Genomic DNA, 20,511 nt, shown 5'->3' on the forward strand with positions numbered 1-20,511 from the left:
CGACCGCCGGCTTGCCAAGCGACTAGCAGCCTAGGATGCTCTGTGGGTGGTGACGTGAGGCGTGGCACGTACGGACGGCGGATCGGCGCCTGGAGATGCGCCACCCCGGTGCGATGGTGAACAATGGCGGCCGAGGAGGGGAGTATTCCCCCGCGACGGAGTCGTCAGCACGGAAGAGCGCCAGCACCCCCAGGTGGCTCGACCCGGCTCCGTCGGTCGGAGCCCACGGGCCCCGGCGGAAGAGACCTCCGACAGTCACCACAGTCAGCGTCGACGCACCCCGGCCCCACACCCGGCGTACGGTGTGCCCGACGCTGCGTGTCTGCCGGAGGATGGATTTGAACGTGTCCGCATTGGTGTGGGCGGTAACCCTGACCGCGATGATCGCGGTCCTGCTGGCCGACCTGTTCATCATCGGTCGCCGCCCGCACGAGCCCAGCGTCCGTGAGTCCAGCCTGTGGGTCGGCTTCTACGTCGTGCTGGCGCTGCTCTTCGGTGTGGTGCTCTGGCTGACCGCCGGGCCGAGCGTGGCCGGGCAGTTCTACACCGGCTGGCTCACCGAGTACAGCCTCTCCGTCGACAACCTCTTCGTCTTCGTGATCATCATGGCCCGCTTCGGGGTGCCCCGGCAGTACCAGCAGAAGGTGCTGCTCGTCGGCATCCTGTTGGCGCTCGTCATGCGCGGTGGGTTCATCGCGGCCGGCGCCGCGCTGATCTCCCAGTTCTCCTGGGTGTTCTACATCTTCGGCGCGTTCCTGATCTACACGGCGGTGAACCTGGCCCGGCAGGGCGAGCCGGACGAGGACGAGTTCAGCGAGAACGTGCTGATCCGGTGGAGCCGCAAGGCGCTGCCGTTGTCCCGTGACTTCGACGGCGCCCGGATGACCACCCGGGAGGACGGGCGTCGACTGTTCACCCCGATGCTGATCGTGATGATCGCGATCGGCACCACCGACCTCATCTTCGCGCTCGACTCGATCCCGGCGATCTTCGGGATCACCCAGGAGCCGTACCTGGTCTTCACCGCGAACGTGTTCGCGCTGATGGGGCTGCGGCAGCTCTACTTCCTGCTGGGCGGCCTGCTCGACCGGCTCATCTACCTCAGCTACGGGCTGGCCGTGGTGCTCGGCTTCATCGGGGTCAAGCTGGTGCTGGAGGCGCTCGCCGACAACAACCTGCCGTTCATCAACGGCGGCGAGCACGTGGGCTGGGCCCCGCACATCCCGATCTGGCTCTCGCTGACCGTCATCCTCGGCACCCTGGCCGTGGCCACGGCGGCGAGCCTGGTCAAGTCGTCGCGGGACCGGCGCCGGGAGTTGGCCGAGGCGCGCCGCTGACCGACCGGGTGTCCGGGGCCGGTCGCCCCGGACACCCGCTCAGACCCGGTGCGCGCCGACCAGCGTGTCGACCCGGGCCGGGGGCAGTTCCTCCTCGACCACCCGGCGGGTCAGGTAGCAGGCGTGCAGCATCCGGCGCCGGCCGCCGTGCGGCTCCGCCGAGACGATGCCGACGTGGTGGATGCGGCGGCCGGGGCGGGCGAAGAAGTAGAGGTCGCCGGGGCGCTCGTCGTCCAGCGCCAGCGGGGTGGTCGCCTCGGCCTGGTCGTCGGCGTCCCGCGGCAGCGTGACGCCGTAGCGCCGCCAGGCCAGGTGGACCAGCCCGGAGCAGTCGATGCCGTCGGTGGACAGGCCGCCCCAGACGTAGACCAGGTCACGCAGCCGCTCGGCGACAGCGAGCACCTCCTTCGCCTCGGGCCGCTCGGCGGGCGACGGCACGAGGTCGCCCTCCGGGGACCAGAGCGGGTCCGTCCGACCGGCCGCCCGGACCGGTCGCCACCCGTCCGTCGGCCGCCCGGCGGAGACGAGACGGGTGCCCAGGACCACCCCGGCGAGCGCCGGCGGGCCGGCGGCCGCCTCGTGCAGCGTGGTGCGGCGGACGTCGACCACCAGCTTGGGCGCGCCCGGCGCGTCGTCGGCGGGCCCGGCGAGGTGGGCGGCCCGCATCCAGCCCGGGTAGCCGCGCGGGTCCAGCTTGGCGGCGGGCTGCCCGAGGGCGACCACCCGCACCCAGCCGTCCGGCCCGGTCTCGGTGACCAGCACCGGCTCACCGAGCAGCAGCTGGGTCAGGACGCAGTCGCCGACCTGCTGGTCGCGGTCCATCCCGGCGACCCAGGCGGCGACGTCGGGGGAGTCGCGCAGGGCCGGCTCGTCGATCGGGCGGACCGCCTCGGGGTCTGTCCACAGGGTCGCCACCGGGACCCGTACGACGGCCCGGTGGCCCGGTTGAGGCGCCATCCGCACCCCTCCTCCCACGCTCCTGTGGGCGACCCTATGAAAAAATCCAACGACACTCAACCGTGGCGCTGAACCTTAGCTTCACTCACGTCGGCGATGCCGAGCCCCGGAGCGTTCGGCAGCAGCACGGTCGCGCCCTCGTACCGGATGCCGCCGGTCACCGGCGACCAGGCGAGCCACCAGGCGGCGTCGAGGTCCGACACGGCCGTGGTGCCGGAGGCGGCGACCAGGCTGGCGGCCGCGCCCACGCCGATCGGTCCCTCCATCATCGAGCCGACGATCGTGCCCATGCCGTGCGCGGCGGCCAGGTCGAGCAGGGTGCGGGCCGCCTGCAGGCCGCCGCACTTGGCCAGCTTCACGTTGACCATGTCGGCGGCCCGGCGCCGGATCACCTCGACCAGGTCGCGCACGTCGAACACCGACTCGTCGGCGAGGATCGGCACCTCCACCCGGTCACTGACCCAGGCCAGCCCGTCCAGGTCGCGGCGGTGCACCGGCTGCTCGACCAACTCGACGTCGAGCCCGGCGTCGACGATGCCCCGGATCACCCGGACCGCCTCGCGCGGCGTCCAGCCCTGGTTGGCGTCCAGCCGGATCCGCACGTCCGGGCCGACCGCGGCGCGCACCGAGCGGACCCGGTCCAGGTCGCCGCTCGCGTCGGTGCCGACCTTGAGCTTGAGCACGGTGAAGCCCTCGGCGCGCCGCCGGCCGGCCGCCGCGGCCAGGTCGACCGCGTCGCCCGCGGCCAGCGTGACGTCCGTCGGGACGCGCAGCGCGGTGCCGCCGAGCAGCCGCACCAGGGGTACGCCGAGCCGCCGCGCGGCCAGGTCGTGCAGCGCCACGTCGACGGCCGCCTTCGCCGACTCGTTGCCCACCACCGCGCCGCGCACCTGCGCGCACCGGGCCTGGAGGTCGTCGGCGTCGCGGCCGGTCAGCAGCGGGGCGAGCAGTTCGCGTACGCAGGACTCGGCGCCACCGATCGACGCGCCGGTGACCTGCCAGACCTGCGGGGCCTCGCCGAAACCCGAGCGGCCGTCGCTGTCAACGACCTCGACGATCAGCGTCTCCACCGTGGTGGTGCTGCGCAGCGCGGTGACGAACGGGGTGTGTAAGGGGGCCGAGAGCCGGTGGGTGCGTACCGCCGCGATCGTCATGTGGGGCACCCTATAGGCAACTGGTGGCGAGCAGGGGAGGGCCGATGACCGGGCGGGACTGGGAGCTGGTGGGCGCGCCGAACGCCCGTGACCTGGGCGGGTTGCCGACCATCGACGGGCGGCGGGTACGCGTCGGACGGCTCGTGCGCACCGCGGCGCTGGGCCGGCTCACCGACGACGACCTGCCGGTGCTGGGCAAGCTCGGCCCGGCGTGCGTGGTGGACCTGCGCGCGGCGCAGGAGCAGGAGGTGGCCCCGCCGGACCGGCTGGTGGGCGAGCCCCGGGTGGTGCACCTGCCGGTGTACGACGCGGCCCACCCGGTGTTCACCTACGTCTCGGCCGTGTTGCAGGGCCACGACCTGGACGCGTACGCCGAGCTGGCCCGTGAGGGCATGCCGGGGGCGATGACGGCGATCTACCGCTGGTTCGTCACCGGGGAGCCGGCGCGGGCCGGGTTCGGCGAGGCGGTGCGGCTGGCCGCGGACGGCGCGAACCTGCCGCTGCTGTTCCACTGCTCGGCCGGCAAGGACCGCACCGGCTGGCTGTCGGTGGTGCTGCTGACCGCGCTGGGGGTGGCGGAGCCGGCGATCCGGGCCGACTACCTGCGGCACAACGAGCTGACCGAGAGCCTGCGGGAGGTGCTGCTGGCGGCGATGACGCGACGCCGGCCGGATCTCGACCCGGCGGTGGCCCGGCCGTTGCTGGAGGTGCGTCCGGAGTACCTGGACGCCGCCTACGACGAGGTGCGCCGGGTGCACGGGTCGTTCGAGGCCTACCTGCGCGACGGTCTCGGGGTGACCGACGACGTGCGGGCCGGGCTGCGCGAGCACCTGCTGGAGTAGTGGCTCACCCGGCCAGCTCGTGCCGGACGTCCCACACCCGGGCGGAGACGTGCGCGATCAACCGGCAGGCGTCGTCCTCGACCTGCTCGCCGTCCGCGCCGCCGTCGGCCAGGTCGGTGGTCGTGCAGACCACGATCTGGTACGGGGGCGCGTCGTCCGGGAACACCACGCCGGCGCCGTGGCGGACGCCGCGTACCCAACCGTTCTTGTGCGCGACGCGGGTGCCGTCGGGGAGCCCGGCGGCCAGGTCCTCGCGGTGTTCCTGGGCGACGAGCACGTCGAGCATGGCGGCGCAGCCGGCCGGCGAGGCGAGCGGGCCGGGCCGGGTGGCGCCCAGCGCCAGCTCGCCGAGCACGGCCGCCAGGTCGGCGGCGGTGACCAGGTTGTCGATGCCGGCGTCGCGGGCGGCGAAGTCCTCGATGCCACGGCCGGTGACGCTGTGCCGCGCGCCGGCCAGCATCCACGCCTGCGCGACGGCCGGCAGCCCGACCTGGCCGATGCAGAGGTTGGTGGCCAGGTTGCTGGAGCGGATGATCATCCGTTCGGCGAGCCAGCGCAGCGGCGCGGCGCCGCCGACCCGGTCCCAGACCGCCTCGTCGTTGTCGTAGTCGCGGGCGTTGGCGAAGCGGGGCGCGCCGGCCAGCGCGGAGTCGAACGCGTTGCGCACCGGCACCGGCGCGTCCAGGTCGAGCCGGCCGGCCTCGGCGGCGCGGTGCAGCGCCACCAGCACGGCGACCTTCATGGTGCTCGCCGCGTAGTGGGTGGCGTCGGGGTGCCGGGTCCAGGTGGGGCGGGCGCCGGGACGCCCCACGTACGCGGAGACGGTGCCGGGCACCTTGTCCAGGTGCGCGTCGAGTTCGGCCCAGGTCATGCAGGTGACCGTAGCGGATCTTCGCGGCGGGCGCGGGGCTGCGCCGCCGCCGTGCCCGGGGCTAGCGTGCCGGAATGACGACCCCCTTGTACGACGAGATCGCCGACTGGTACGAGGAGTACGCCACGGTCGGTTCGGCGATCTACATGGACCGCGTCCGGTCGGTGCTGGCGGAGCTGCTGGGTCACGGCCCGGGGCGGTGCCTGGACCTGTGTTGCGGCACCGGGGCGCACGTCGCCGAGCTGCGCCGGCTCGGCTGGACACCGGTCGGCGTGGACCTGTCGGCCGGGCAGCTGCGCCACGCCCGGTCCCGGCTGCCGGTGGCCCGCGCCGACGCGACCGCGCTGCCGCTGGCCGACGCCGTGGTGCCGGCCGCGGTCTGCCTGCTGGCGCACACCGACATGCCGGACTACCCGGCGGCGATCGCGGAGCTGGCCCGGGCGCTGGCGCCGGGCGGCCGGCTGGTGCACGTCGGCGTGCATCCGTGCTTCTGCGGCGCGTTCGCCGACCGGTCCGACCAGGAGCGGATCGTGATCGACGGCGGCTACGCCGAGCGGGAGCGCACGTTCCGGTCGTGGAACTCGCACGGCGTGCGGGCCCGGGTGGGCGCCTGGCACCTGCCCCTGGCCGACCTGCTCACCGCCGTCACCGCCGCCGGCCTGGTCCTCGACCGCGTGGTCGAGTCCGGCTCCGGCCCGATCCCCGACATCCTGGCCTTCGCCGCCACCAAACCCACCTGACCCCCACCCCCCCACCCCCCCCACCCCGCCCTTGCGCGTCGATCATGAAGTTGGCGGCGAATTCGATCTCCGGATCGGCCGCCAACTTCATGATCGACGATGAGGGGTGGGGTGGGCCGGGGGTGGGGGAGACGGCGGAGCCCGGTCCGCCGAGGGGCGGGCCGGGCTCCTGGGTGTGGTGCCGGTGGGTCAGCCGGCGTGCTTGCGGCGGGCGGCGGCCCGGCCGCGCTGCTGCTGGTCCAGCACCACCTTGCGGATGCGCACCGCGACCGGGGTGACCTCGACGCACTCGTCCTCGCGGCAGAACTCGAGGGCCTGCTCCAGCGACAGCTTGCGCGGCGGGATCAGCTTCTCGGTCTCGTCGGAGGTCGACGCCCGCATGTTGGTGAGCTTCTTCTCCTTGGTGATGTTGACGTCCATGTCGTCGGAGCGGGAGTTCTCCCCGACGATCATGCCCTCGTACACCTCGGTGGTCGGCTCGACGAAGAGCTGGCCGCGCTCCTGGAGGTTGATCATGGCGAACGAGGTGACCGCGCCGGCCCGGTCGGCGACCAGCGAACCGTTCTGGCGGGTCCGCAGCTCGCCGAACCACGGCTCGTACGACTCGAAGACGTGGTGCAGGATGCCGGTGCCCCGGGTGTCGGTGAGGAACTCGGTGCGGAAGCCGATCAGGCCGCGCGCCGGCACCAGCCACTCCATCCGGATCCAACCGGTGCCGTGGTTGACCAGCTGCTCCATCCGGCCCTTGCGGGTGGCCAGCAGCTGGGTGATCGCGCCCAGGTACTCCTCCGGCGAGTCGATGGTCAGCCGCTCGACCGGCTCGCAGGTCTTGCCGTCGATCTCCTTGGTGACCACCTGCGGCTTGCCGACGGTCAGCTCGTAGGACTCGCGGCGCATCTGCTCGACTAGGATGGCCAGGGCCAGCTCGCCCCGGCCCTGCACCTCCCAGGCGTCCGGCCGCTCGGTGGGCAGCACCCGCAGCGAGACGTTGCCGATCAGCTCCTTGTCCAGCCGGTCCTTGACCATCCGCGCGGTGACCTTGGCGCCCTTGACCCGGCCGACCAGCGGCGAGGTGTTGGTGCCGATGGTCATCGAGATGGCCGGCTCGTCCACCGTGATCAGCGGCAGCGGGATCGGGTTCTCGGCGTCGGCGAGCGTCTCACCGATCATGATCTCCGGGATGCCGGCGACGGCGATGATGTCGCCCGGCCCGGCGGACTCGGCGGGCTTGCGCTCCAGGCCCTCGGTCATCAGCAGCTCGGAGATGCGGACCCGCTGGGTGCTGCCGTCGGTGCGGCACCAGGCCACGGTCTGGCCCTTGCTGATCGTGCCCTGCCGGACCCGGCACAGCGCCAGCCGGCCGAGGAACGGCGAGGCGTCGAGGTTGGTGACGTGCGCCTGCAGCGGCGCGTCCTCGTCGAACGCCGGCGCCGGGATGGTGTCCAGCAGGGTGCGGAACAGCGGCTCCAGGTTGGTGCTGTCGTCCGGCACCGCGCCGTCGGCGGGCTGGGTGAGCGAGGCGATGCCGTCACGGGCGCAGGCGTAGACGATCGGGAAGTCGATCTGCTCCTCGTCGGCGTCCAGGTCGAGGAAGAGCTCGTAGGTGTCGTCCACGACCTCCTTGATCCGGGCGTCCGGGCGGTCCACCTTGTTGATCACCAGGATGATCGGCATCCGGGCGCGCAGCGCCTTGCGGAGCACGAACCGGGTCTGCGGCAGCGGGCCCTCGCTGGCGTCGACCAGCAGCACCACGCCGTCGACCATGGTGAGGCCGCGCTCGACCTCACCGCCGAAGTCGGCGTGACCGGGGGTGTCGATGATGTTGATGGTGACCGGATCGCCGTCCGCCGGCAGGTATCGCACGCCGGTGTTCTTGGCGAGGATGGTGATGCCCTTCTCCCGCTCGAGGTCCATCGAGTCCATGACCCGCTCGGTGTCCTCGCCACGGGCGCCGTAGGCGCCGGCCTGCCGCAACATGGCGTCGACCAGGGTCGTCTTGCCGTGGTCGACGTGGGCGATGATGGCGACGTTGCGGAGGTCGGTGCGAAGCTGCATACCCTCCATACTCCTGTCTGCGGTTGCCGGGGCACGCCTCGGGGTCACCCCCGAGATGGCCCGGATCTGTGTCGAAAGTGCTGGGCCGACCGTGGCAGCGACTGGCATGCTGGCTCCCGTGCGGGGTGCCGAATGCCTGACCTGCTGAACTGGCTGCAGGAGTTGCCGCCCCTGCTGATCTACCTGGTCGCCGCGACGATCGTCGCGGGCGAGACCGCGGTGATCGTCGGGCTGCTGGTGCCGGGCGAGGCGACCCTGCTGCTGGTCGGCTTCCTAGCGTACGCGGGGACGCTACGGCTCGCCCCCGCGCTGCTGGCCATGACGGCCGCCGCCGTGATCGGAGACACACTCGCCTACCGCGCCGGGCGCCGGTACGGGCCCCGGTTACGCGCCTCCGGTCTCGGCGCCCGGATCGGGCCGCACCGGTGGCGACGGGCCGAGGAGTTGCTGGACCGCCTCGGCGGGCGCGCCATGACCGCCGCCCGGTGGATCGCCTTCGCCCGCACACTGGCGCCCCGGCTGGCCGGCGGGGCCGGGATGCCGTACCGGCGGTTCGCGCCGTGGAACCTGGCCGGGGTGGTGAGCTGGGTCGGCGGTTCGGTGCTCGCCGGCTACCTGGCCGGCGAGTCGTACGAGCGGGTGTCGAAGCTGCTGGGGCGGGCCACCGGGGCGGTGCTGGTGCTGCTGGTGTGCCTGCTCGGCGTGGTGCTTGCCGGTCGTTGGCTGGGGCGTAACCCGGACCCGGCCCGGGCGCTGGTGACCCGCGCCGCCGCGTTGCCCCCGTCGCGCTGGCTGCGGTCCCGCTACGGGGTGCTGTTCTTCCTGGTCGGCATGCGGGTCGGCCCGGTCTGGACGCTGCTGATCAACCTGGCGCTCGGGCTGGTGCTGCTGTTCGCCGTGGGGCTGGCGATGGCCGCGTTGCTGGAGGCGGTGGTCCGGCACAGCGGGCTCGGGGTGCTCGACGGGCTGGTCGGCGACTGGTTCACCGCCCGGCGTACCCCCGGGGTGGCCGACGCGGCGCTGGCCGCGGTCTCGGTGCTGCGCGGCTGGGTGCTGATCACCGCGGTGGCAGTGGTGGCGGCGGTGGTGGCCCGGCGGCAGCGACCCTGGCGCGCGGACCTGCTCGGCGTGGTCGGCACGGTCGGCGCGGCCGTGCCGCTGGTGCTGCTGGTCGTGGTCGCCGACCTGACCGGTCCGGGCGGCCCGGACCGCGTGCGGGACCTGTTCCCCGGCCAGAACGCGGTGGTGACGGCGAGCTTCGGCACCCTGGCGTGGCTGCTGGGGCGCGGGGCACGCTGGCCGGCCGCGGTGGCCGTCTGGACGATCGCCTCGGCCGGCGTGGTCGCGGTCACCGGGGCCCGGCTCTACCTGGGCTGGAGCACGGTCACCGGCACCGCCTCGTCGGTGCTGCTGGGCGCCGCCTGGACCGCCGTGTTCGTGGTCGCCTGGGCGACCCGGGAGCGGGTGGCGGACGCCGGCCCGCCGGCCCCGACGGACGCCGGCCCGGACGGCGTCGGGGCCGAGGCGGCGGCGCCGCCCCGGCCCCGGGAGCGCCGGCCGACGTCGCGGGGACCACGTTGACCCGTCGATGCCTGTTAGGGTGCGCCGACGGAACCACGGGGAGGTTCGATGCGGCGAGGAGTCGGCCGGTTGGCCGCGGCTGCGATGGTGGCGCTGCTGGCGGCGGGGGCGGTGACCGGCTGCGGCGACGAGGAGCCACCGGTTCGCGGGGTGGCGGCGGAGCTGCCCACCGAGGCGCCGGTCGAGGAGCCCGCGGCGGAGGACCCCGTCGACGCGCCGGCCGACGCGCCGAGCGAGGAGCCGCCCGGCGTCGCGGCGATGGGCGGCCGGCCCAGCCCCACCGCGTCGGCGAGCGCGAAGCCGCGGCCGAAGCCGTCGCGCACGTCCACCGCGCCGCTGGCGCGGCCGAAGCCGCCGACCGAGACCCGGGTGCCGCCGGCGCCGAAGCCGCCGGCCAGCGGCTGCAAGCCGAGCTACAAGGGCACCAAGGCGAGCCAGAGTCAGGTGAAGAAGGCGTTGACCGACGCCGCGGCGCGCACCTACTGGCCCACCTCCGCGCCGGACATCCGCATCCCGTCGACCCTGATGAAGGCCACCGCCTGGCAGGAGAGCGGCTGGCAGTCCAACATCTACGCCTGCGACACCGGCGTCGGGCTGATGCAGGTCATGCCGGCCACCGCGGAGTGGATGAACCAGCGGTTCGAGCAGTCGTACGACATCGACGACTACCGGGACAACGCCTACCTGGGCGGCACCTACCTGGCGTGGCTCACCAAGTACATCGGCGACATGTACTTCGAGTCGGACTACCGGCTCGACGCCGCGCTGTGCACCTCGGAGTTGAACTCCTGCCTGCTCAACGCGGTGATCTCGGCGTACAACTTCGGGCACGCGGCGGTGGCGCGGGAGGGGAAGCCGTTGACCATCCCGAACCCGCAGTACGTGTACAACGTGCGCGAGCTGATGACCGGCTGCGAGTGCCTCGCATTCTGATCCGACCGGCACGGCCGGGGGCGGGCGGCACGCCCACCCCCGGCCGGTTCGTCAGTCCCGGGCGGTGACCGGCTCGGCCGGCGCGCCTGCGGTCCCGGCGGGCGCCTCGGGCTCCCGGGTGATCTTCCCGGGCCACCAGAACCGGTCCCCGAGCAGGAACGCCAGGGCCGGCACCAGCACGGTGCGGACCAGCAGCGTGTCCAGCAGCACGCCGACGCAGACGATGATCCCGATCTGGGTGAGCGTGATCAGCGGCAGCACCCCCAGCACCGCGAAGACCGCGGCCAGCAGCACGCCGGCGCTGGTGATGACGCCGCCGGTGACCCGCAGCGCCGACAGCATGCCGTCGCGGGTGCCCGTCCGGCGGGCGTCCTCCCGGGCGCGGGTGACCAGGAAGATGTTGTAGTCCACGCCGAGCGCGACCAGGAACACGAACGCCAGCAGCAGCACCCCGCTGTCCAGCGCCGGGAAGCCCAGAACGTGGTCGAAGATCAGCCAGGCCGCGCCGAGGCTGGCGAAGAACGACGCGATCACGGTCAGCACCAGCAGCAGCGGGGCCAGCAGGCCGCGCAGCAGCAGCACCAGCACGGCGCCGACGAGCAGCAGGATGATCGGCAGGATCAGTCGCAGGTCCTTGGTGTTGGCCTGGCCCGAGTCGTAGGTGGCGGCGACCGTGCCGCCGACCAGGGCGCCGTCCGGTGCGTCCGCGCCGTCGACGGTGGGCGGCGCGGAGTCCGGCACGGCGGCGACCGCGTCGCGCAGCGCCACCACCGCGCGGTCGGAGGCGGCGGTGCCGGGCTCGGCGGTGAGCACCACGTCGATCTGGGCGATCCGGTCGCCGGCGGTGCTCGGCCGGGCGGAGGCGACGCCGTCGACCGCGCCGGCGGCGGCGAGGACCGCCGGGGCGGCCTGCGGGTTGGTGAGCACGGCGACCGGCTGGGTGCTGCCGGCCGGGAACGCCCGCGCGAGGGTCTCGGCGCCGGTGACCGCCTCGGGGCGCTCCCGGAACTGCTCGGTCTCGGACAGTCCGGTGCGGATGCCCAGCCCGCCCAGGGCGAGACCGCCGAGGAGCAGGACGGACAGGACGGCGACCGGCAGCGGCCGGCGGACGACCAGTTCGCCGAGGCGACCCCAGAGCCGGCCCTCGCGGGCGGCGCTGCCCACCTTCGGCACGAACGGCCAGAACAGGCCCCGGCCGAAGAGCACCAGCGCGGCGGGGAGCACGAACAGCGCGGAGAGCATGGCGAAGACCACGCCGATGGCGCAGGCCACCGCGAGTGCCCGGTTGGTCTCCTGCTCGGACAGCAGCAGCGTCAGCACGCCGAGCACGACCGTGCCGCCGCTGGCCAGGATCGGCTCGGCGGTGCGCCGCAGGGCGGCCCGCATGGCCGTGAACCGGTTCTCCTCGCGGCGCAGCTCCTCGCGGTAGCGGGCGATGAGCAGCAGGGCGTAGTCGGTCGCGGCGCCGAAGACCAGCACGCTGGCGATGCCGGTGACCTGGCCGCTCGGCAGGTAGATGCCCAGCGCGGGCACCACGGTCTCCACCGTGCGCAGGGTGAACTGCTCGGCGGCGGCGACCACCAGCAGCGGGACGAGCCACAGGAACGGGCTGCGATAGGTGACCAGCAGCAGCAGCGCCACGACCGCGGCGGTGACCAGCAGCAGCGTGGTGTCGGCGCCCTGGAACACCTTGCTCAGGTCGGCGGTGAAGGCGGGACCGCCGGTGACCTCGACGGTCAGGTCGTCGGGCAGGCCGGCGACGGCGTCGCGCACCTTGACCACCTCGTCGACGACTGCCTGCTGATCGCCCGCGGTGGACAGCGGCACGGCGACCAGCGCGACGGTGCCGTCCGGGGAGAGCTGGGCGGGGGAGACCCGCCCGCCGACGGCGAGCGCGCCGAGCTTGCCGGCGGCGCCGTCGAGCGCGCTGCGGTCGGACGCGCTGAGCGGGGCCCGGTCGGCGCGGCTCACCACCACCAGCGCGGCCTGGGTGTCGCGGGACGGGAGCTGGTCCTGGAGGCGTTCGACCTGCGTCGACTGCCACTCGACGGACAGGCCGGTGGCGGAGACCGGTTGGGGGTTGTCCGGCTTGGGTAGACCGAACACGACCGCGCCGACGACGAGGGCGGCGACCACGGTCAGCCAGGCGGCCAACCGGCCCCGGGCGACGCGGGTGAACAGGGACATCGGGAGCCTCACATGCCTTCTGCCGGTTGATTCTCGCCAGCCGAGTATCTTGATGAGCGAGATTATCCGGGAAGGCTCTATGCTGCAACCGGACCGGGCAGGGGGGTGGCGGCGAGCGGTGGCGGGGCACGGCATGTACCGGCGACGGGACGACCCACGAGGGCGGCTGGTCGCCGAGATCGCCAACGACCTGCGTCGCTACTCCACCGACGCGCAGCACGTCGGGCACGCGTTCGCCGGGCTGCACGGGCTGAACCCGACCGACCTGCAGGCGCTGATCGCGGTGATGGAGGCCGAGCTGGTGGGCGACCCGATCACCCCCGGCCGCCTCGGCGACGTGCTCAACCTCTCGTCCGGGTCGGTCACCGCCCTGGTCGACCGCCTGGAGCGCGCGGGTCACATCCGGCGCGACCGGGACACCGCCGACCGGCGCAAGATCCTGCTGCACTACGCCGACCGGGGCGCCACCCTGGCGCAGAGCTTCTTCGGCCCGCTGGGCCGGCGCACCGACGAGGTGATGGACCGGTTCACCGACGACGAGCTGGCCGTGGTGCACCGGTTCATGCGGGAGATGGTGCGCAGCATGCGCGCGCACCGCGACGAGGTGCGCGCCGCCCGGGGCGGCGCCGAGCCGGCCGGCGACCGTTGACCGTGCGGCTGGTCACCCGGCTCGCATCGGCGGCGCTGCGGCTGCCCGCCGCCCGCACCGGCCGGGTCACCGTCACCCGCGACCTTCCGGTACGGGTCCGCGACGGCACCACCCTGCGCACCGACCACTACGCGCCGGGGCTGCCCGGTGCCGCCTGCGTGCTGATCCGCACCCCGTACGGGCGGGGTGGCCCGATGCGGCTGCTCGGCCGGCTGGTCGCCGAGCGCGGCTTCCACGTGGTGATCCAGTCCTGCCGCGGCACGTACGGCTCCGGTGGCGAGTTCGCGCCGCTGGTGCACGAGCGCGACGACGGGTTGGACACCCTCGACTGGCTGCGCCGACAGCCCTGGTGGACCGGCGCGTTCGGCATGTTCGGCGCCAGCTACCAGGGTTTCGTGCAGTGGGCGGTGGCCGCCGAGGCGGGCGACGAGCTGCGCGCGATGGTCGCGGTGGTGACCGCCTCGGCGACCCGCGACTCGACGTACGCGGGGGAGTCCTTCGCGCTGGACACGGTGCTCACCTGGGCGGAGCTGCTGCAGGCGCAGACCGTGCCCTGGCTGGCCCGGCAGTGGGAACTCAAGCGTGGCCAGCCCCGGCTGGTCCGCGCGTTGACCCACCTGCCGCTGGCCGAGGCGGACCGGGTCGCCACCGGTGTGACGGTGCCGTTCTTCCAGGAGTGGCTCCGCCACCACACGCCGGACGCCGACTACTGGCGCGCCCGGGTCTTCGGCGACCGGATCGAGGAGGTCCGCGCGCCGGTCGCGATGGTCAGCGGCTGGCAGGACATCTTCCTGCCGGCCCAGCTCGACGACTACGCGCGGCTGCGCGCCGCCGGCGCCCGTCCGAGGCTGACCGTCGGCCCGTGGACGCACGGCAGCCCGGGGCTGCTGGTCGCGTCCCTGCGGGAGGGGCTGGACTGGTTCGCCGAGCACCTGGCCGGGCGGGCGGGGCCACCGCGCGCGGCAGCGGAGCGCGCGTCGGTCCGGGTGCACGTCGGTGGCGCCGGGGGCGGCTGGCGGGACCTGCCGGACTGGCCGCCGCCGGCCACGGCGACGCGCTGGCACCTGCAACCCGACGGCGGCCTCGCCCCCGAACCACCGGCCGGCGGCGGGCCGGACCGGATCCGGTACGACCCGGCCGACCCGACCCCCTCGCTGGGCGGGCCGCTGCTGGTGGCCCAGCGGGCGGGCGCGGTGGACAACCGGCCGGTGGAGTCCCGCCCGGACGTGCTGACCTACACCAGCGAGCCGGTGCGCGAGGCGGTGGAGGTGGTCGGGCCGGTGCGCGCCGAACTCCACCTGCGCAGCGAGCTGTCCTACCTGGACGTGTTCGTGCGGCTGTGCGACGTGGACCGCTGCGGACGCTCCTGGAACGTCTGCGACGGCCTGGTCCGCGTCGAACCGGGACGGTTCCCGGACGACGGGTCCGGTGTGCTCCGGGTGCCGGTCACGCTCTGGCCGACCGCCCACCGGTTCGCGCCCGGGCACCGGCTGCGGCTCCAGGTCTCCGGCGGCGCCCACCCGCGCTACGCGCGCAATCCCGGCACCGGCGAGCCGCTCGGCACCGCAGTCACGCTCCGTGCCGGATGGCGAGAGGTGCTGCTCGATCGCGAGCACCCTTCGGCTGTGCTGCTGCCGCTCGTAGCCGCTTCGTCCACAGCGGGCAGACTTCGAAAATAGCGGCTCTGAGCTGGGATTTTCCCTCCATGGAGGATACGCTCCAGACAAGTGCCCGTCGCAGTGCAGTCATCCGGTAGGGGCGCGTCCGCAGATTTCACCCCATCACCCGTCGTGATTGTCACGCCCTTGCCGAGCATCGATCGGAAGGGGATCTGCCATGACGTCGGCCCCGGCAAACCTGCTGGCCGTCCGCACCCTGTTACTCACCTATCTCAACGTCGACAAGAACGTCGTCCGCGACGCCGACCTCGAGCCGGCGGAGGTCGGCATCGTCGGCGACCCCAGTCACCGGGGCGGCTACCACTGTGGCTCGGACCGGGTGGTCGCGAACGACTATTCGGTGGTGGAGTCCACCCGGGACCGTTCCGGACTGACGCTCTACGCCTCCGCGCTGGACGTCGGCACGTTCTCGGTCCGCTCCGGCGGCGCCACGCACACGCTGCGGACGTTCTCCACCTGGCTGGTGGCGCAGTGCGCGGCGAACGCGACCGACGCCCGGGACATCCGGGAGGTCATCTACTCCCCGGACGGCCGCACCGTGCGGCGGTGGGACCGGCTGGGCAAGCGCACCACCGGCGACAGCAGTCACCTGTACCACACCCACATCAGCTTCTTCCGCGACTCGACCAAGGCGGGCCGGGACCAGACCCCGCTGTTCCGCCGCTACCTCACCGCGATCGGCCTGATCGCCCCCGCGAACCCGGAGACCGACATGGAACAGACCGACAAGCTCATCCGCAACACCGGCTCGTCCAGCCGTACGGTCGGCGACGTCTTCGCCGACCTGCAGAACCTGCGCAACTGGCTGATCTCGCCGGTCGGCACCGCCGGACTGGTCAATCCGCCGCCGGCGAACTCGCCGTTGCAGCAGATGCTGGCGATGCTCCAGGCCTGGCCGGCGCTCGTGGCGCAGGTCAACGAGCTGTCTGGCAAGGACTTCACCGACGAGCAGCAGATCGTCACCGGCGTCCTCGCCGGTCTGCCACCGGAGAAGATCGCCGCGGCCATCCCGCCGCAGATCGCCCGGGACGTCGCCGACGAACTGTCCCGGCGCCTCACCGCCTGATCCGCCCACGCCGCGACGACTGCAGCGTCGCGGCGCCGGGTCCCGAAGTTCAGCAATAATCATTGCGCAATATCTCTTGCGAATGTAAGACTCGGCCGCATGGATCAGCCGACGGTCAGACAGGTCACCGACTCCCGGGTGCTCGCCGCGCTCGCCCACCCGCTCCGCCGCCGTCTCATGGACGTGCTCAAGGTCTACGGCCCGTGCACCGTGGGCATGCTCGCCGAGCGCACCGACCAGTCGCCGGCGAACGTCAGCCACCACCTCAAGGTGCTCGCGGCCGCCGACCTGCTGGTCGAGGCGCCCGAACTGGCCCGCGACCGCCGGGAACGCTGGTGGAAGCCGCGCAACCGGGGAGTGCGCTGGTCGAACACCGACTTCGACGACGACCCCTCCGCCCGGGTGGTGGCCGACGCGGCCAGCTCGCTCAACCTGGAGCGCCACGCCGAGCTGGTGCGGTCCTGGCACGCCGCCCCCGAGGAGGCCCACGCCGCCTGGGGCGACGGACCGTTCAGCACCGACCACTGGCTGCACCTGACGCCGGACGAGCTGACCGAGCTCAGCCGCGAGGTGGTCGCCCTCTTCACCCGCTGGGCCGATCGCGCGCTGCCCGACGACGGGCAGACCCGCGAGCCGGTGTTCGTGTTCGCCCACGGCGTGCCGAGCCGGCCGTGACCGCTCCCGCCGGCGCGTGCGCACCGCCCACCGTCCCACCGCGCGACGGGCTGTTCCGGCACCGCGACTTCCGGCTGCTCTGGACCGGCCACACCGTCAGCGCCGTGGGCAGCAACATGACCACCGTGGCGTTGCCGCTGGTCGCGGTGGCGGTGCTCGACGCCAGCACGTTCCAGGTGGCGGTGCTGACCGCCGCGGCCTGGCTGCCCTGGCTGCTCGCCGGCCTGCCGGTCGGCGCCTGGGTCGACCGGGTCCGCCGCCGCCCCGTGATGATCGCCGCCGATCTGGTCGCGGCCGCGTCGTTCGCCAGCGTCCCGGTGGCCGCCCTGCTCGACCTGCTCACCGTCGGGCACCTGCTGGCCGTGGCGCTCGGCGCCGGCCTGGCCCGGGTCTTCTTCGAAACCGCCGACCAGGTCTACCTGCCCACCCTGCTGCCACCCGAGCAGGTGCCACCGGCCAACTCCCGGCTGCACGCCACCCAGACCGCGAGCTACCTGCTCGGCCCCGGGCTGGCCGGCCTGATCGCCCAGCTCGCCGGCGCGGTGACCGCGGTGGCGCTGGACGCGGTGAGTTTCCTGGCGTCGGCGCTGTGCCTGCACCGCATCCGGACGGTCGAACCCCGTCCGGCCCGCCCCGACGGGACCCCGTCGATGCGCCGGGAGGTGGCCGACGGGCTGCGCTTCGTCACCCGGGACCCGTACCTGCGGGTGCTGACGGTCTTCGGCGCGGCCAGCAACATCGGGCTCACCGGCTACCAGGCGGTGCTGGTGGTCTTCCTGGTCCGCTCCGCCGACCTGCCGGCCGGCCTGGTCGGCCTCCTGATCGGCCTGGCCAGCCTCGGCGGGGTCGTCGGCGCGGCGCTGGCCGCCCGGCTGGCCCGTCGGGTCGGCACCGCACGCGCGCTGCTGCTCGCCGGCGGGCTCACCGGCCCGCCCGCGCTGCTGATCCCGCTCGCCGGCCCCGGCGCGCGGACGGTGTGGCTGGTGCTCGGCGGCGTGCTGGTGAGCCTCGGCGTCGCGATCGGCAACGTGGTCAAGGGCAGCTTCCGGCAGACCTACACGCCGCACCGGCTGCTCGGCCGGGTCACCGTCAGCATGCATCTGCTCAACTACGGCACCATCCCGCTCGCCGCGCTGGTGGCCGGCGCGCTGGGTGCCGCCTGGGGGCCGGCCGGCGCGATCCGGGTGATGACCGCGTGGCTGGCGCTCACCCCGCTGATCCTGCTGGTCGGGCCGCTACGACGGCGGCGGGACCTGCCGGCGGCGCCCGCCTGACAGCGTGCTGCGGCGGCGGTCGGAACCCGACCGCCGCCACCGGCACATCGTCACATCGGACGAACGTTGTCCGCCTGCGGGCCCTTCTGGCCCTGCGTCACCTCGAACTCGACCTTCTGGCCCTCGTTGAGCTCGCGATACCCACCGCTCTGGATGGCCGAGTAGTGGACGAACACGTCCGGGCCTCCGCCGTCCTGCTCGATGAAGCCGAAGCCCTTTTCCGAGTTGAACCACTTGACCGTGCCGGTTGCCATGCGTCTCTCCCTGTTCAATGCGGGTGAGCACCGGCCCGCGGCCGGTGATCGCCCCTGTACCTCCCCGACAGTAACCGCCCGGACCCGGATCCGCTGGCGGAAGTGCCGGCGTGGCTCGTGAATACTCCGGCGCCGGAAATGCCACCGGCGGCCGCCGGGGCGCGGCATGCTTGCCCCGATGAGCACAACGACGGCGCTGACCGACCTGCAACGGGAGATCACCGCGCCCGGGGCGGGTCCGGACCGGCTGCGCCTGATGGCCACGCCGTTCGTGCCCGAAGTGCGGCTGCACCTGGCCGAGGACGCCATCCTGTGGTGGGCGCGGATGGAGGCCGCCGCCGGTCGGTCGCTGCCACCGCCGTACTGGGCCTCCGTCTGGGCCGGCGGGCAGGCGCTGGCCCGGCACCTGCTCGACCACCCCGAAATCGTCGCCGGGCGGCGCGTGCTCGACCTGGCCGCCGGTTCGGGACTGGTGGCCATCGCCGCCGCGCTGGCCGGCGCCGGCGAGGTGGTGGCCAACGACGTCGACCCGTACGCGCTGGCCGCCGTGACCGTCAACGCCCGGGCGAACCGGGTCCGGGTCACCGCCGACGGCGCCGACCTGCTCGACGGTGTGGCCGGCGTCGACCTGCTGGTGGCCGGCGACGCCCTCTACGACGCGGGGCTGGCCGCCCGGGTGCTGCCCTACCTGCGGCGCTGCGCCGACCGGGGCGTCGAGGTGCTCGTCGGCGACCCGGACCGGGGCCACCTGCCGCCGGACGGGCTCGAGTTGGTGGCCAGCTATCCGGTACCGACCACCGAGCCCGCCGTCGACTCCCCGGTGCGCCAGGTGCAGGTGTTGCGTCCGCGCTGACTCGGGGATCCTCCGGATGCGGCCTCGGGGGCGTGTGGGGGATCACGCCCGATGTCCCGGCCGGCCGATCGGGCATAGCGTGCCAGGCATGACGGATCTCCTCGCCCAGTTCGGGCAGCTGCCCACCACGCTGCTGATGGGGCTGCTGGGCGTGGTGATGCTCGCCGACGCCGTACCCCTGCTCGGGGTGCTGGTGCCCGGCGACGCCGCGGTCCTCGCCGCGGTCGGCGCGGGCCGGCCGGTCGGCGGGGTGGCGGCGGTCGCGGCGGTGGTGGCCGGTTGCCTGGCCGGCTGGTCGCTGAGCTTCCTCGCCGGGCGGATCTGGGGCGGGCGGCTGCGCCGCGGTCGGTTGGGCGGCTGGATCGGCGAGTCCCGCTGGGCGGCCGCGGAGACGCTGCTGCGCCGCGGCGGCGGGCGGATCGTGCTGGTGGCGCCGTTCCTGCCGGTGTTCAACGCGTTGCTGCCGCTGGCCGCCGGTGGCCTGCGGATGCCGTACCGGCGGTTCGTCGCCTGCGCGGCGCTCGGTGCCACCGCGTGGGCCGGGCTCTACGTGGCGCTCGGGTTGGCCGCGCGGACGCTCACCGGTCTGCTGCCCGGCGCGCTCGACCCGACGGTGCTCACCATGGCGGTCGGGCTGCTGCTCGCCGGGCCGGTGCTGCTCGGCACCCGGCGCCGGCTGCGCGCGGTGACCGGCTGAGCGGCCGGGCCCGGCCGCCACGGGGGAGGCCGGGCCCGGCGCGTGTCACCAGCCGCGCGCCCGCCACTGCGGCACGGCGGGCCGCTCGGCGCCGATGGTGCTGTCCTTGCCGTGGCCGGGATAGAACCAGGTCTCGTCCGGCAGCCGGTCGAAGAGCTTCGCCTCCACGTCGTCGATGAGCGGGCCGAAGCGTTCCGGGTCCTGGTCGGTGTTGCCCACGCCGCCGGGGAAGAGCGAGTCGCCGGTGAACAGGTGCGGCCCGCCGGCCGGGTCGCGGTAGAGCAGCGCGATCGAACCCGGGGTGTGCCCGCGCAGGTGGATCACCTCCAGCGCGCAGTCGCCGACGGTGACGGTGTCGCCCTCGCGCAGCGCCTCGGTGGCGATCGGCAGGCCCTCGGCGTCGTCGGCGTGCACCAGCGCGCGGGCGCCGGTCTTGGCCACGACCTCCTCCAGCGCGACCCAGTGGTCCATGTGCCGGTGGGTGGTGACCACGGTCGCCAGGCCGCCGTCGCCGATCAGCTCCAGGAGGCGGGGCGCCTCGTTCGCGGCGTCGATCAGCAGCTGCTCGCCGGTGCCGCGGCAGCGCAGCAGGTAGGCGTTGTTGTCCATCGGGCCCACCGACAGCTTGGTGACGACGAGTCGGTCGAGTTCGCGCACGGCCGGCGGACCGCCGTGCGTGACGTCTCCGGTGTAGGTCATGACGGTCT

At 73.8% G+C, this 20,511-nt stretch carries 19 protein-coding genes; 12 read left to right on the forward strand and 7 right to left on the reverse strand.

Translation table 11 applies throughout. The features are described from left to right. The first annotated feature begins 338 nt into the window (after positions 1–338). The gene (locus tag GA0070213_RS08210; protein ID WP_091059945.1) at positions 339–1,337 is read left to right on the forward strand and encodes a TerC family protein; all 999 of its coding nucleotides are present in this window, start codon (positions 339–341) and stop codon (positions 1,335–1,337) included. 39 nt (positions 1,338–1,376) lie between these two features. Here the strand turns inward: GA0070213_RS08210 and GA0070213_RS08215 are convergent, their stop codons facing one another. Together GA0070213_RS08215 and GA0070213_RS08220 are read right to left on the reverse strand one after the other, a co-directional pair. After that, positions 1,377–2,294, reverse strand: coding sequence for a C40 family peptidase (locus GA0070213_RS08215; protein WP_091059948.1), 918 nt, complete (start codon positions 2,292–2,294; stop codon positions 1,377–1,379). 56 nt (positions 2,295–2,350) lie between these two features. Next, positions 2,351–3,448 (reverse strand): mandelate racemase/muconate lactonizing enzyme family protein, encoded by a 1,098-nt coding sequence (locus GA0070213_RS08220; protein ID WP_091059953.1) that lies wholly within the window; start codon positions 3,446–3,448, stop codon positions 2,351–2,353. Positions 3,449–3,492: 44 nt separating this feature from the next. Here GA0070213_RS08220 and GA0070213_RS08225 point away from each other — a divergent pair, with 44 nt between their 5' ends. Continuing rightward, entirely contained in the window at positions 3,493–4,290 is a 798-nt protein-coding gene (locus GA0070213_RS08225) for a tyrosine-protein phosphatase (protein ID WP_091059957.1), read from the forward strand. A gap of 4 nt (positions 4,291–4,294) precedes the next feature. Here GA0070213_RS08225 and GA0070213_RS08230 read toward each other — a convergent pair whose 3' ends face one another. Continuing rightward, positions 4,295–5,161, reverse strand: a complete 867-nt coding sequence (locus tag GA0070213_RS08230) for a serine hydrolase (RefSeq protein ID WP_091059960.1) — start codon at positions 5,159–5,161, stop codon at positions 4,295–4,297. A gap of 74 nt (positions 5,162–5,235) precedes the next feature. Here GA0070213_RS08230 and GA0070213_RS08235 point away from each other — a divergent pair, with 74 nt between their 5' ends. Continuing rightward, on the forward strand, positions 5,236–5,901 hold the full coding sequence (locus tag GA0070213_RS08235) for a class I SAM-dependent methyltransferase (protein ID WP_091059963.1): 666 nt from the start codon (positions 5,236–5,238) through the stop codon (positions 5,899–5,901). Between the two features lie 189 nt (positions 5,902–6,090). On the opposite strand, the gene typA is transcribed toward GA0070213_RS08235, so the two are convergent. Beyond that, entirely contained in the window at positions 6,091–7,956 is a 1,866-nt protein-coding gene (gene typA / locus GA0070213_RS08240) for a translational GTPase TypA (RefSeq protein ID WP_091059966.1), read from the reverse strand. A gap of 132 nt (positions 7,957–8,088) precedes the next feature. Here typA and GA0070213_RS08245 point away from each other — a divergent pair, with 132 nt between their 5' ends. Together GA0070213_RS08245 and GA0070213_RS08250 are read left to right on the forward strand one after the other, a co-directional pair. Continuing rightward, complete coding sequence (locus tag GA0070213_RS08245; RefSeq protein WP_091059970.1) at positions 8,089–9,537, forward strand: DedA family protein; 1,449 nt, start codon at positions 8,089–8,091, stop codon at positions 9,535–9,537. Between the two features lie 48 nt (positions 9,538–9,585). Next, positions 9,586–10,470: a lytic transglycosylase domain-containing protein gene (locus tag GA0070213_RS08250; protein ID WP_091059974.1), complete on the forward strand. Its 885-nt coding sequence runs from the start codon at positions 9,586–9,588 to the stop codon at positions 10,468–10,470. A gap of 51 nt (positions 10,471–10,521) precedes the next feature. On the opposite strand, the gene GA0070213_RS08255 is transcribed toward GA0070213_RS08250, so the two are convergent. Next, entirely contained in the window at positions 10,522–12,657 is a 2,136-nt protein-coding gene (locus tag GA0070213_RS08255) for an MMPL family transporter (RefSeq protein ID WP_091059977.1), read from the reverse strand. A gap of 133 nt (positions 12,658–12,790) precedes the next feature. Between GA0070213_RS08255 and GA0070213_RS08260 the strand changes: the two genes are divergently transcribed. The 5 genes from GA0070213_RS08260 (at position 12,791) to GA0070213_RS08280 (ending at position 18,000) form a co-directional block, all read left to right on the forward strand. Continuing rightward, positions 12,791–13,306, forward strand: coding sequence for a MarR family winged helix-turn-helix transcriptional regulator (locus GA0070213_RS08260; protein ID WP_091060182.1), 516 nt, complete (start codon positions 12,791–12,793; stop codon positions 13,304–13,306). A 2-nt stretch (positions 13,307–13,308) separates the two neighbouring features. Next, positions 13,309–14,985 carry a CocE/NonD family hydrolase gene (locus GA0070213_RS08265; RefSeq protein WP_091059981.1) on the forward strand — a complete coding sequence of 559 codons (1,677 nt, stop codon included), beginning with the start codon at positions 13,309–13,311 and terminating at the stop codon, positions 14,983–14,985. Positions 14,986–15,142: 157 nt separating this feature from the next. Next, a complete protein-coding gene (locus tag GA0070213_RS08270) occupies positions 15,143–16,051 on the forward strand; it encodes a hypothetical protein (protein WP_091059985.1) in 909 nt (302 codons plus the stop codon). Positions 16,052–16,150: 99 nt separating this feature from the next. Next, positions 16,151–16,726, forward strand: a complete 576-nt coding sequence (locus tag GA0070213_RS08275) for an ArsR/SmtB family transcription factor (protein WP_091059989.1) — start codon at positions 16,151–16,153, stop codon at positions 16,724–16,726. After that, a complete protein-coding gene (locus tag GA0070213_RS08280) occupies positions 16,723–18,000 on the forward strand; it encodes an MFS transporter (protein WP_091059994.1) in 1,278 nt (425 codons plus the stop codon). Before GA0070213_RS08275 ends, GA0070213_RS08280 begins: the two co-directional genes overlap by 4 nt. Before the next feature lie 50 nt (positions 18,001–18,050). On the opposite strand, the gene GA0070213_RS08285 is transcribed toward GA0070213_RS08280, so the two are convergent. After that, complete coding sequence (locus GA0070213_RS08285; protein WP_091059998.1) at positions 18,051–18,254, reverse strand: cold-shock protein; 204 nt, start codon at positions 18,252–18,254, stop codon at positions 18,051–18,053. Between the two features lie 178 nt (positions 18,255–18,432). Here GA0070213_RS08285 and GA0070213_RS08290 point away from each other — a divergent pair, with 178 nt between their 5' ends. Both GA0070213_RS08290 and GA0070213_RS08295 read left to right on the forward strand, forming a co-directional pair. Further along, entirely contained in the window at positions 18,433–19,107 is a 675-nt protein-coding gene (locus GA0070213_RS08290; protein ID WP_091060001.1) for a class I SAM-dependent methyltransferase, read from the forward strand. 88 nt (positions 19,108–19,195) lie between these two features. Next, a complete protein-coding gene (locus tag GA0070213_RS08295) occupies positions 19,196–19,804 on the forward strand; it encodes a DedA family protein (RefSeq protein ID WP_091060005.1) in 609 nt (202 codons plus the stop codon). 45 nt (positions 19,805–19,849) lie between these two features. On the opposite strand, the gene GA0070213_RS08300 is transcribed toward GA0070213_RS08295, so the two are convergent. After that, positions 19,850–20,503, reverse strand: coding sequence for an MBL fold metallo-hydrolase (locus tag GA0070213_RS08300; protein WP_091060184.1), 654 nt, complete (start codon positions 20,501–20,503; stop codon positions 19,850–19,852). Positions 20,504–20,511 lie beyond the last annotated feature (8 nt).

The organism is Micromonospora humi (assembly GCF_900090105.1).
GTDB lineage: Bacteria > Actinomycetota > Actinomycetes > Mycobacteriales > Micromonosporaceae > Micromonospora > Micromonospora humi.

What these genes read in the sequence shown, in the direction of transcription:
- GA0070213_RS08215 (WP_091059948.1), bottom strand. Translation starts at nt 2,294, where the DNA reads ATGGCGCCTCAACCGGGCCACCGGGCCGTCGTACGGGTCCCGGTGGCG.
- GA0070213_RS08220 (WP_091059953.1), bottom strand. Translation starts at nt 3,448, where the DNA reads ATGACGATCGCGGCGGTACGCACCCACCGGCTCTCGGCCCCCTTACAC.
- GA0070213_RS08225 (WP_091059957.1), top strand. Translation starts at nt 3,493, where the DNA reads ATGACCGGGCGGGACTGGGAGCTGGTGGGCGCGCCGAACGCCCGTGAC.
- GA0070213_RS08230 (WP_091059960.1), bottom strand. Translation starts at nt 5,161, where the DNA reads ATGACCTGGGCCGAACTCGACGCGCACCTGGACAAGGTGCCCGGCACC.
- GA0070213_RS08235 (WP_091059963.1), top strand. Translation starts at nt 5,236, where the DNA reads ATGACGACCCCCTTGTACGACGAGATCGCCGACTGGTACGAGGAGTAC.
- typA (WP_091059966.1), bottom strand. Translation starts at nt 7,956, where the DNA reads ATGCAGCTTCGCACCGACCTCCGCAACGTCGCCATCATCGCCCACGTC.
- GA0070213_RS08245 (WP_091059970.1), top strand. Translation starts at nt 8,089, where the DNA reads ATGCCTGACCTGCTGAACTGGCTGCAGGAGTTGCCGCCCCTGCTGATC.
- GA0070213_RS08250 (WP_091059974.1), top strand. Translation starts at nt 9,586, where the DNA reads ATGCGGCGAGGAGTCGGCCGGTTGGCCGCGGCTGCGATGGTGGCGCTG.
- GA0070213_RS08255 (WP_091059977.1), bottom strand. Translation starts at nt 12,657, where the DNA reads ATGTCCCTGTTCACCCGCGTCGCCCGGGGCCGGTTGGCCGCCTGGCTG.
- GA0070213_RS08260 (WP_091060182.1), top strand. Translation starts at nt 12,791, where the DNA reads ATGTACCGGCGACGGGACGACCCACGAGGGCGGCTGGTCGCCGAGATC.
- GA0070213_RS08270 (WP_091059985.1), top strand. Translation starts at nt 15,143, where the DNA reads ATGACGTCGGCCCCGGCAAACCTGCTGGCCGTCCGCACCCTGTTACTC.
- GA0070213_RS08275 (WP_091059989.1), top strand. Translation starts at nt 16,151, where the DNA reads ATGGATCAGCCGACGGTCAGACAGGTCACCGACTCCCGGGTGCTCGCC.
- GA0070213_RS08285 (WP_091059998.1), bottom strand. Translation starts at nt 18,254, where the DNA reads ATGGCAACCGGCACGGTCAAGTGGTTCAACTCGGAAAAGGGCTTCGGC.
- GA0070213_RS08290 (WP_091060001.1), top strand. Translation starts at nt 18,433, where the DNA reads ATGAGCACAACGACGGCGCTGACCGACCTGCAACGGGAGATCACCGCG.
- GA0070213_RS08295 (WP_091060005.1), top strand. Translation starts at nt 19,196, where the DNA reads ATGACGGATCTCCTCGCCCAGTTCGGGCAGCTGCCCACCACGCTGCTG.
- GA0070213_RS08300 (WP_091060184.1), bottom strand. Translation starts at nt 20,503, where the DNA reads ATGACCTACACCGGAGACGTCACGCACGGCGGTCCGCCGGCCGTGCGC.